The 10,923-nt window shown below is 40.6% G+C and carries 10 protein-coding genes; 6 read left to right on the top strand and 4 right to left on the bottom strand.

The annotated features are described in order from the left end of the window. The 5 genes from obgE to ACRCJ0_RS06310 all read left to right on the top strand — a co-directional run. A partial coding sequence (gene obgE, locus ACRCJ0_RS06330) for a GTPase ObgE (protein ID WP_431389923.1) occupies positions 1 to 1,231 on the top strand: 1,231 nt, incomplete at its 5' end. Between the two features lie 250 nt (positions 1,232 to 1,481). Then, positions 1,482 to 2,402 carry a ribonuclease Z gene (rnz, locus tag ACRCJ0_RS06325; RefSeq protein WP_419971367.1) on the top strand — a complete coding sequence of 307 codons (921 nt, stop codon included), beginning with the start codon at positions 1,482 to 1,484 and terminating at the stop codon, positions 2,400 to 2,402. 27 nt (positions 2,403 to 2,429) lie between these two features. After that, complete coding sequence (locus tag ACRCJ0_RS06320) at positions 2,430 to 3,227, top strand: SDR family NAD(P)-dependent oxidoreductase (protein WP_419971368.1); 798 nt, start codon at positions 2,430 to 2,432, stop codon at positions 3,225 to 3,227. A gap of 32 nt (positions 3,228 to 3,259) precedes the next feature. After that, complete coding sequence (gene recJ / locus ACRCJ0_RS06315) at positions 3,260 to 5,605, top strand: single-stranded-DNA-specific exonuclease RecJ (protein WP_419971369.1); 2,346 nt, start codon at positions 3,260 to 3,262, stop codon at positions 5,603 to 5,605. Further along, positions 5,605 to 6,117: an adenine phosphoribosyltransferase gene (locus ACRCJ0_RS06310; protein ID WP_378106517.1), complete on the top strand. Its 513-nt coding sequence runs from the start codon at positions 5,605 to 5,607 to the stop codon at positions 6,115 to 6,117. Before recJ ends, ACRCJ0_RS06310 begins: the two co-directional genes overlap by 1 nt. Before the next feature lie 103 nt (positions 6,118 to 6,220). Here the strand turns inward: ACRCJ0_RS06310 and ACRCJ0_RS06305 are convergent, their stop codons facing one another. The 3 genes from ACRCJ0_RS06305 to lexA form a co-directional block, all read right to left on the bottom strand. After that, positions 6,221 to 6,451, bottom strand: coding sequence for a PhzF family phenazine biosynthesis protein (locus tag ACRCJ0_RS06305; RefSeq protein ID WP_419971370.1), 231 nt, complete (start codon positions 6,449 to 6,451; stop codon positions 6,221 to 6,223). Beyond that, positions 6,448 to 6,627, bottom strand: coding sequence for a hypothetical protein (locus tag ACRCJ0_RS06300; protein WP_419971371.1), 180 nt, complete (start codon positions 6,625 to 6,627; stop codon positions 6,448 to 6,450). The genes ACRCJ0_RS06305 and ACRCJ0_RS06300 overlap by 4 nt, the downstream gene beginning before the upstream one ends. A gap of 398 nt (positions 6,628 to 7,025) precedes the next feature. Beyond that, a complete protein-coding gene (lexA, locus tag ACRCJ0_RS06295) occupies positions 7,026 to 7,637 on the bottom strand; it encodes a transcriptional repressor LexA (protein ID WP_417893613.1) in 612 nt (203 codons plus the stop codon). A 198-nt stretch (positions 7,638 to 7,835) separates the two neighbouring features. On the opposite strand from lexA, the gene ACRCJ0_RS06290 reads away from it, so the two are divergent. Continuing rightward, positions 7,836 to 8,759 (top strand): diacylglycerol/lipid kinase family protein, encoded by a 924-nt coding sequence (locus ACRCJ0_RS06290; RefSeq protein WP_419971372.1) that lies wholly within the window; start codon positions 7,836 to 7,838, stop codon positions 8,757 to 8,759. 123 nt (positions 8,760 to 8,882) lie between these two features. Here ACRCJ0_RS06290 and ACRCJ0_RS06285 read toward each other — a convergent pair whose 3' ends face one another. Continuing rightward, the gene (locus ACRCJ0_RS06285) at positions 8,883 to 10,547 is read right to left on the bottom strand and encodes an NFACT RNA binding domain-containing protein (RefSeq protein WP_431387342.1); all 1,665 of its coding nucleotides are present in this window, start codon (positions 10,545 to 10,547) and stop codon (positions 8,883 to 8,885) included. Positions 10,548 to 10,923 lie beyond the last annotated feature (376 nt).

Genomic DNA, 10,923 nt, shown 5'->3' with positions numbered 1-10,923 from the left:
TGGAGGTCCAGCTGGTGGAGATGGCGGTCGCGGAGGCGATATCATCTTCAAAGTGGATGAAGGGCTAAGAACCTTGATGGATTTCCGTTACAACCGTCACTTTAAGGCGAAACCAGGTGAAAATGGGATGCCAAAAGGTATGTACGGTCGTGGTGCAGAGGATATGTATATCGCTGTACCCCCTGGAACTGTTGTCAAAAACTTTGACACTGGTCAAATTATTGGTGATTTAGTGGAGAACGGTGAAGAGCTCATCGTTGCACATGGTGGTCGTGGTGGCCGTGGGAACATGAAATTTGCGACCCACAACAACCCGGCACCAGAAATCGCTGAGAATGGTGAACCAGGTGACGAAATTACCCTACAACTAGAATTGAAATTGATCGCTGATGCTGGATTAGTTGGTTTCCCATCAGTTGGTAAATCAACCTTATTATCTGTTGTCACAGCGGCAACGCCTAAAATTGGTGATTACCACTTTACGACCATTACACCAAATTTAGGTGTGGTAAATACTCGTTCGCATGAATCTTTTGTATTAGCCGATTTACCAGGGTTAATCGAGGGGGCTGCCGATGGTATTGGTTTAGGATTCCAATTCTTACGCCACGTTGAGCGTACCAAGGTGATTTTACATGTGATTGATATGGGTGGCTTTGAAAACCGTGACCCATTTGATGATTATGTAGCCATCAACAAAGAATTGCATAATTATGATGACAATTTGATGTCTAGACCAACGATTATCGTTGCCAATAAAATGGATATTCCTGAAGCTGAACTATATATTGAAGAATTTAAGGAAAAACTTGCAAGCTATTTTGCAGAAAATTATCCAGACTTAGAATTGCCAGAAATTTTCCCAATTTCAGCTTATACTAGAGAAGGCTTAGATCCTTTAATGGACCATACGGCTGAATTGATCCGTTTAGAAGAAGCGCGCATTGCTGAAGAAGGTAAACAAGCGTCTACTGAAACAGTGGTCTATGAAATTCCTGAAGACGAAGAGCCACCATTCTACGTGGGCCGTGAATCTGATGGTACCTTCTACCTATACGGTGACAAGATTGAGAAAACATTCAAGATGGCGAACTTGGAATATGATGAGTCGGCATTACGATTTGCTCGTCAGTTGAAGAATATGGGGGTTGATAAAGCCCTGGCTGCACGTGGTGCGAAACAAGGGGATATTATCCGTATTTTAGACTACGAGTTTGAATTCCAAGAATAGTAGGTGCGACAAAAATCGTTTAGAATTGACGGAGTGGACCAAAAGCCGAACAATTACTCTAGAAGTAACTGGCATATTTGGGAAGCATCGGATAATTCTGACCTTGGCCGCCTGAAATCATGAGGATTGTTGGTGGGGAGGGTAGCCTCAAACCCATCAAAAGACGAGCGCACATTGAACAGGGAGACTTGGATTTAATGTGCGCTCTTGATTTTTTTACGAATATATAAAATAGAAATGAGCGAAAAAAGTGGAGATAACTTTTTTGGGAACAGGTGCTGGCGTTCCGAGTAGAAGCCGTAATGTGACAAGCATCATGTTAAAACTATTAGACGAAAGTAATGAAATGTGGATGTTTGATTGTGGGGAAGCAACGCAACATCAAATTATGAAAACCACATTGAAACCGCGTAAAGTCACTAAAATTTTTATCACGCATTTACACGGAGATCACATTTTTGGCTTACCAGGCTTTTTATCGTCAAGAAGTCATCAAGGCGGGGAAGCTCCGGTGACCATTTATGGACCTAAAGGGATTAAAGCTTATATTGATAACTTTCTTCAAGTTACCCGTACGACCTTAGGCTATGATCTAATCATTCAGGAGTTAGCCGATGAAGGTATGGTCTTTCAAAATGATCAATACCAGGTCATCTATAAGACTTTAGACCACGCGGTTCAGTCTTATGGCTTTAGAGTCATTGAGGCAGACCAAGTAGGGGAGTTGTTGATAGATAAGGCTAGGGAAGCGGGCGTACCAAATGGGCCTTTACTAGGTCAATTAAAACAAGGTAAGACCATTACTTTAGAAGACGGTATCCAGTTAGATGGTCGTGACTTTATTGGACCTGACAAAAAGGGCCATATAGTAACCGTCCTAGGTGATACCCGTTATAACCAAAATGCGGTAGCTCTTGCTAAAGATGCGGACCTTTTAGTGCATGAGGCTACCTTTGCTGCCGGCGAGGAACGCATGGCGCGTAATTACTACCATTCAACCGCTAAACAAGCCGGTCAGGTGGCTAAGGAAGCCAATGTCAAGAAATTATTACTAACCCATATCTCAGCTAGATATGTAGGAAAAGCCTCACAACAACTAGAGGCAGATGCCAAAAAAGTGTTTGCCAATAGCCAAATTGTAAAAGATTTTGATTCAATCAGTCTCGGATAAGTAGCCACATTTATAGGAGTGATGAAAATGTCTCAAACATACACAGTCATTACAGGTGCATCTTCTGGAATCGGTCAAGCTTTTGCTTATAAAATGGCCAGCGAAGGTAGAAATATCATCATCAACGGTCGGAATAAAAAGCGGTTGGACGAAACAAAGAAACAGGCCAAAGAATTAGGTGCTGGACAAGTTTTAGCTTATACAGCCGACTTAGTGACTGGTGACGAAGCCGAGAAATTCGCCCAATATTGCTTTAACAAAGGACAAATCGAAAATTTTGTCCATTGTTTAGGCTTCGGTGATTTTTCAGCAATTAGTGACCAAGCTTATTCGCAAATCGCTAAACTGACCCATACTAATTTGTTATTAACCATGTTCCTTTCAAAACGTTTTGCAGCTGGGATGTTAGACCAAGATACGGAAACCAATAACATCACCTTAATTGCGTCAGTTGCTGGCTTAATTCAAACCCCTAAATCAGCTGTTTACGCAGCCAGTAAAGCGGGCGTTCATGCCTTTGCCAACGGCTTAAGACAAGATTTGTGGTCAACCAAGATTAAGGTGACCTGCATCTTGCCTGGCCCAGTTGATACTGCTTTCTTTGATATCGCGGATAAAGATGGGTCATACTTTGAAAATGTCCAATCTTTTGCCACCACACCAGAAATTGTTGCTGACAAAATGGCAACCGCGATTGAACGTGGCCAGTTTGAGGTAGTCGTGCCATTTTACTACGACATTATGAACCGTCTAATGAGATTGGCGCCAAGCTTAGCCTATCGCTTGATTCATATGAGCTATGAAAAAGGCCAATTTAGAGACTAATTTTCTACGAAACTTAGAAATGAGGACAAATTTTGTTGCAATCAGTTTATGAATGGATAGAACCTGAATACTTAAGCAATGCAGATGATACAGCTGCAGCCTTTATCCAGCAGCTAGCTGAAGACCTATCCTTACCAAAGATGGTCTTACAGGTCATTTATGATAAGGGCTACCAAACACCTGAAGCGATTCAAGCTTTTATCGCTAAAGAGCCCGTATTTCATGATCCATTCTTATTAAAAGATATGGAAAAGGCCGTTTCAAGACTACAACAAGCGGTTGAAGACTATGAAGAGATTTTAATCTACGGGGATTATGACGCAGATGGAATCACTTCAACGACGATTTTGTATGAAACCTTAGAAATGCTTGGGGCCAATGTATCCTTTTATTTACCTAATCGGTTTGAAGATGGGTATGGGCCAAACAAGGATGTCTATGCTTATTACATCAAGAAAGGGACCCAACTAATCCTGACTTGTGATAATGGGGTGGCAGGACACGAAGCCGTAGCTTACGCCAAAGACCAAGGTGTTGACGTGATTATCACGGACCACCATGAAATTGGAGACAGCTTGCCGGAAGCCTATGCCATCGTCCATCCACGCCACCCAGAAGGCCAATACCCTTTTGGTGATTTAGCAGGTGCTGGTGTCGCCTTGAAATTGGCCACAGCCTTACTTGGTGAAATGCCAAGTGATTTACTGGATGTTGCCGCTATTGGCACTGTTGCTGACTTGGTGTCATTAACTGACGAAAACCGAGTTATTGTGGCATCTGGTTTAGACCAAATGAAGCATACCGAGCGGTTAGGCTTACAGATGTTCTTTGAAAAAGAAAGCATCCAACCAGACCAAATCGATGAACAAACGATTGGCTTTATCTTGGGACCAAGGTTAAATGCCTTAGGTCGTTTGGGTGATCCAAACCCTGGTGTGCGGTTCTTAACCTCTTTTGATGACCAAGAAGTTGGTGAACTGGTTGAGTTACTGGATTCAGAAAATAACGCCCGTAAAGCCATCGTTGATGAGATGGTGAAGGAAGCGGAAGCTTTAGTTGACGGTGAAAGTCAATTACCGCAAATGATTATCTTGGGCCAAGAAGGTTGGCATGAAGGAGTCCTTGGAATTGTAGCCAGCCGTTTGGTTGAAAAATACCACCGACCAACCATTCTACTAAGTAAGAATACTGAAAATGGCAGCTATAAAGGCTCTGGCCGTTCGATAGAAGGGATTGACCTTTTCCAAGTATTACAAGCCGGTAAAGACTATGCGGACAAATTTGGTGGTCATGAAATGGCCGCTGGGATGACTGTAGCTATTGACCAGTTTGAAGCTTGGAAGACGGCTTTACTTGCCCGAGTGGCTGAATTTGAAGCGGTATATACTCAGCAAACACCGCTGAAAATTGATGGGATAATCGGGATTACAGACATCACTCTTGAAAATATCAAAGCCCTTGACCCAATTAAACCCTTTGGTACCGATAACCGGCAGCCCTTGTTTTTAATAAAGGACGTCCAATTATCACAAATCCAATTGATTGGGAAGGACAAGAATACTTTGAAACTGACAGTAGCAGATGCAGATGTCAAAACAAGTATGATTGCTTTTAAATCTGGTGCCTTAGCCAAACAATTAGTAGCGAACGAACCAATCGATGTGGTGGTTACCTTGTCCATCAACGCTTGGAACGGGAACCAATCACCGCAAGCTCAAATCAAGGATATTCGCCAGTCTAGTAAAAGTATTTTTGACTTGCGAAATATGCGTGAGCGTAATCAAATTATGTCTATTGAAAATGCCACTTACGTCTTTGAAAATGCGCCATTTTTCAGGGCCTATAAAGACGAAATTCCTTTCACGAGTGAGGCCATTATGACCAGTGAGATTGATCAAATACTTGAAAAAGGATCAGCATTTGCTAGTAAGAATAGCTTAGTTATTTTTGATATTCCAAAGGACTTATCAGCAGTTAAAAACCTGATAAACCAGGCGGCAATTGACAATATTTATATCTATGCTTATTCTGCGGTCAATGCCTACATGGTTGGAAAGCCAACCCGGCAAGAATTCGGCCAATTATATAAATACTTACAAGGCCACGGAACTGTCCCGCTGGCGGGTAAGGAGCAGGCTCTGGCAGACTTCTTCAAAATTTCCAAAGTCAAACTTGATTTAATGGTGAAAGTCTTAGAAGAAGCGGAATTGGTTAGATGGCATAATACGGATTTAGTGACCTTACCGGTAAATGAAAAGGTAGACTTATTGGCTACTCAAACCATGGCCGATTGGGAGACCCAAATCAATAATGAACGACTTTTACGGTATAATGATGTAACAACGATTAAAGATTTTTTCTATTCAGGAGGAAAATAATGGATTTTAAACAATATATTGCAGACGTACAGGACTTCCCAGAGAAAGATATTTTATTTAGAGATATCACGCCCTTGATGGGGAATGGCCCAGCCTTCCACGAAGCAATTGATGAAATAGTGGCATTTGCACGTGAGAAAGATGTAGATGTGGTTGTTGGACCAGAAGCCCGCGGATTTATCGTTGGTTGTCCAGTTGCTTATGCATTAAATATTGGCTTCGTTCCTGCACGTAAAAAAGGTAAATTGCCTCGTGAGATCGAGTCAATCGATTACGGTTTGGAGTACGGTCAATCAACCCTACAAATCCATAAAGATGCGATTAAACCAGGCGATAAAGTCTTAATTGCAGATGACTTATTGGCAACTGGTGGTACCATCGAAGCTTGTGTGTCATTAATTGAAAAATTAGGTGGCGAAGTTGTTGGTGCAGCTTTCTTAGTAGAATTAGATGAATTCAAAGCGAGAGAAAAAATCGCTGGTACTGACGTTTTCTCATTAATGCACTACTAATATTAAGAAGTAATAGAAGAGAAACAAGACCAGGTCAGACCCTTTAAGGGTGCGACTTGATCTTGTTTTTTTGGTGAGTAAAATACTGGAGTAGGGATAGAATTTAGCCTGGAATATTCAATTCAGATACGGCGTATAAGACGGCAGCCCCGGCCAACGTGACCAAGTCCTCAGTAACAGAACATCTTAAGGTCCCACCTCGTGCTGATGCTTGTCTTACAAGAATGCCTTTTTTCCCGAAATTCTTAGACCAAAGTGGGGCGATATGGCAATGACCTGATCCGCAAACAGGGTCTTCATCTATAGCCAATTTTGGCGCAAAGCTTCTGCTCACAGCGTCATAGTCATTTCCTTTCCGGGTGCAGTAACATGGACTAACAAGCCAGGCAGATCTTTGGCTTTTTCTAAATCTGGTTTAATTTGGTAGATGTCATGCCCATTGTCTAGGGCACAAACTAAGTCACGACCCGTCCAAGCTTCTTTAGGACTTACGCCTAGTACAGCTACCATTTCTTCACTTACAGGGACAGATTGCAATTTATAAGACGGTGGTAAACCAACCTAAATGGTAGTTGCCAGCTTCTTTAACCGTAAAGGCGGTTTCTGAAAGATTGTTTTCCTTTTTAATGTTTCGTATCAGGTCTTCCGGTAACCACTAACCACTCGTTCAAGATACATACAGCAGCAGAATTACCTTCAAATAATTTTTTCTGCAAAGTCATCGGCTATATATATATTGTTTCATCTGTTTCGAGCCTCTCAAATTGAAATATCTGTTGAAATAAGTCTAGCGGATATTACAAAAATATAAATAAGCGACTCGTATTTGGCCATCGACCGGCTTGATTTGAGGTAAAAAAACCATGATAGGCATCTCATTCAAAAGATGCTTATCATGGTGTAAGGGATTAATATGTATGTTCTCTGAATAAACTAATTACGCGACCTAAAATTTGCACGTCTGGTAAGATAATAGGCTCTAAACTGTGATTTTCTGGTTGAAGTCGAATATAACCATCTTCCTTAAAGAATCGTTTACAAGTGGCTTCGCCTTCGTCTGTCATGGCGATTACAATATCACCATTGTTGGCAGATAATTCTTGACGAACGATCACGAAGTCTCCGTCCAAGATACCTGCTTCAATCATTGAATCACCTCGGATTTTCAACATAAATAGGGATTCTGATTGGTTCTTCAAAGTAGGTGGAATTGGGAAATAATCTTCAATTTCTTCAACGGCAGTAATTGGTTGACCGGCAGTTACCGTACCAATCATTGGAATACCTTTGCTAGATACACCTAGTAATTCTAAGCCCTTATCTGTGATTTCCATAGCACGCGGTTTAGTCGCGTTCCGAAGTAGATAACCTTGCTTTTCTAATTGAGAAAGGTGGCCATGGACTGTAGAAGTTGAAGATAGGTTAACGGCTTCACAGATTTCCCTTACTGTTGGGGGGAACCCTTGACTTTGAATGTTTGAATAGATGCATTTTAGAATTTGTAGATGACGTTCTTTCATTAGCTGTACTCCTTTTTTGTGGGTTATGAGTTCTAACTATTCACGTTTTATTATGTTCAGTATAGCACATACGTTCGGTCAATACAAACGTACATTCGATGAATGTGAAAATTCTGACCAATATTCGTCTAGTAGACTGGTGTTTGGTATAATAGGTGGCATATTCATACACGTGATAAGATAAAAGAGGTGTTAGACATGGGAAATAAGGGTTTCTTATTTATTTTTAACCAAGCAGCCGGGAAAAAGAAGAAGGCCGATATGAATGCATTGGTATTGGACCGAGCTTCAAAAGCAGGATTGAATAAAGATGATATATTTTTAGTATATTCGACATCAAAGACCTCAAGCCAATTTTTGATCGACCGTTTTTCCGAAAAATATAGGGATGGAGTAGTTGTTGCCTGTGGTGGCGATGGCACAGTCCATTCAATCGGGAATTTGATGATAGATACCGAGCTTACTTTTGCCATCTTACCCTTAGGTACCGGGAATGACTTATATACGGGCTTATACGGCAAGCGTTCGGTTAAAGACCAGATTGACCATATTTTTAAGGGTAAAACAAGCGAAACGGATGCCATTTATATTCCTGAATTAGACTTGTATACTATGAATATTTTGAGTGTTGGTGCTGATGCGAATGTTGTTTTTCAAGCTAATGACTTTAAAGAAAACAATAAATTCTTACAAAAATACGCCTACATTGCTTCGATTCCAAAGGCCTTACAAGCAGGTACGGCATTCGATATTGATCTAACAGCCAGAAAAGATGGGGTAGAGTTGAAGCTAATGGATGGACCATATATTCTGGCCGCATTATGTAATGGGATGATGTATGGTGGTGGTTTTAAGATTAACCCTGGTGGTCAAGTGAGTGACGGCCTTCTAGAATTGATTTATGTACAAACTATGCCAATGCATAAAATATGGGCTGTCTTATACAAGTTTTTTTCTGGAAAACACGAAGATTTGAAAGAATTACGTAGTTTACTATGTGATGAAGTTGTTTATACCAGTAAGGATGGCAGCCCGATGATTCTGAACTGTGATGGGGAAATTTATCAATTACCAATATTTACCTGTCAGGTAAAGAAACACGCTTATAAACGGATTATTTAGAAAATATATATAGTAAAAAGACCGACTGGTTTGAGGGCTACCCTTGCTAGCGCGCTAGGGGGTTGAGCAATCTGCCAATCGGTCTTTTTGCATATTCAATTGATGCGTTTTTAATTTCGACGATTAAACGATTTTTGTTGGTGTGACAAAGATCGTTTTTTGCTCAAAGTAATTCACGAATCCAGGTTTACTTCCATTTGGTTTTTTCACGTGTTTTACTTGCGTGTAATCAACGGGCACGTTATTGGAGTGGCTATATTTTGAAAAGGCTGCGGCTAATTCAGCTGCTTGGGTGATTTCAGCTTCACTAGGGTCACTGGTTTCTAAAATAACGTGTGAACCAGGAATATCCTTGGTATGGAACCAATAGTGGTTTTTATTGGCCTGGCGCATGGTTAATTGGTCGTTTTGCTTGTTGTTTCGACCAACTAAAATTCGGTTACCCTCCGCAGTTTCATATTCACGCGGTTTAGCTGAGGCATTATTTGACCGTTTTTTCTTATCTTGCTTTTGCTTTTTAAGATAGCCTTGGTCAATTAATTCATCCCGTATATCCGCTAATTCGTTTGGTTCAGCGAAGTTCAATTGGGTTTGGATAGATTCCAAATACTGGATTTCAGCTTCAGCAACGATTTTTTGTTTTTCGATATGATTAATAGCGTTCCGTAGTTTATTATACTTATGGTAGTATTTCTGCGCATTTTGTGACGGTGTCAAGGCAGGGTCTAAACTAATGGTAATGGGTTGATCATTGTCGTAGTAGTTGGCTAGTGTCACCTCAGTTTGGCCTTTTTCAATTTGATAAAGGAAGGTCGTCAATAATTCACCTTTTAACTGGAAAGTATCGGCCTTAGCTGATTTCTCCAAGTCTTGGTTTAAATTGGCCAACCGTTTATGTTGATGACTCAGATTCTTCTCAACGACTTGAATAATGGCGTTACCCACTTGACGGACATAATCTTGCTTACTTTTCTCTGCATAGTAAGCTGTTAATAAGCCACTCAAATCGTCATAATGACTTTCTTCCCCTGAAATTGTCGTGTAAGGGAAGACCAAGAAGTGTTGCTTATCATCTTGGACCACTAAGGTTGGATTCGGATTTTCAAAGCCCGCACAGAAGTCTTGAATCACCTGATAAGGTTTACGACTATCTTTTTCAATTAAACTTGCCAATTCAATTGCTGAATCACGACCTAGCCCCATGAGTTGACTCTGTAGGAACTTGGCCGTCATTAACGACTTGTCGCTTTCAAAGTTTTCGCCAACCTTAAAGGGATTAACCTGGTTTTGGTTTGGGGGCAGTTGGTAAGTCGCCCCAGGTAAGATCGTTCTAAAGGTATTTTGGTACATGGGCACATGTTTGATGGCATCGATAATCTTTTTATCCTTATCTAATAAGAAAATATTTGAATGACGACCCATAATTTCAACAATCAATTGTTGCTGGCTATTGTCGCCTAATTCATCTCGTCTAGTTAAATTGAAGAGGATAATCCGATCATTGTCGTACTGTTCAATGCTATCAATAATGTTCCCTTCAACGTACTTACGCAATACCATAGTAAAGTTTGGTGGGGTTTCTGGGTTATTATAAGCTTGTTCTGTAACTTGGATACGCCCAAAACTTGGATGGGCTGAAATCAATAATTTGTGGTTTTTGCGATTAGCGCGAATTGTTAAAACCAATTCCATCTCGTATGGCTGTTGGATTTTATGAATGCGTCCGCCCGCAAATGTTGTGTTTAATTCTTTAATCAGTGCATGGGTAAACATACCGTCAAATGACATGTAAGCACCACCTTCCTAGCAGTTCATTATAAGGGTTATTGGCGATTTTGGCAAAAAAGGCGATTTTTCGCCGACAAAATTTTTTCTAGGCAGAACTTTTCATTTTTCAGATATTATACTTGTCATTTTTCTCATGATTTGTTAATATTTGTTCAATGAGATATCAAAGACGAAGGGAGCTACTCAAATGTTAACTGCTGTGCAAACAATGAAATACTGGCAAAGCCACATGAATTAGTTGTATCTGCACGAGTGCGCATAGATACAACTTCAGTTTTCTGGACTGTATTTATGTGGAGATAAAATTTGAGCCTTTCAAAATAACCCCACATAGACATGATAGTGATGATTTATCAATCAACTATGTGGGATCTAT

This window comes from Aerococcus sp. L_32 (assembly GCF_050689315.1).
Note: the sequence above shows the minus strand (reverse complement) of the source record. Positions and strands in the feature narration are given on the sequence as shown.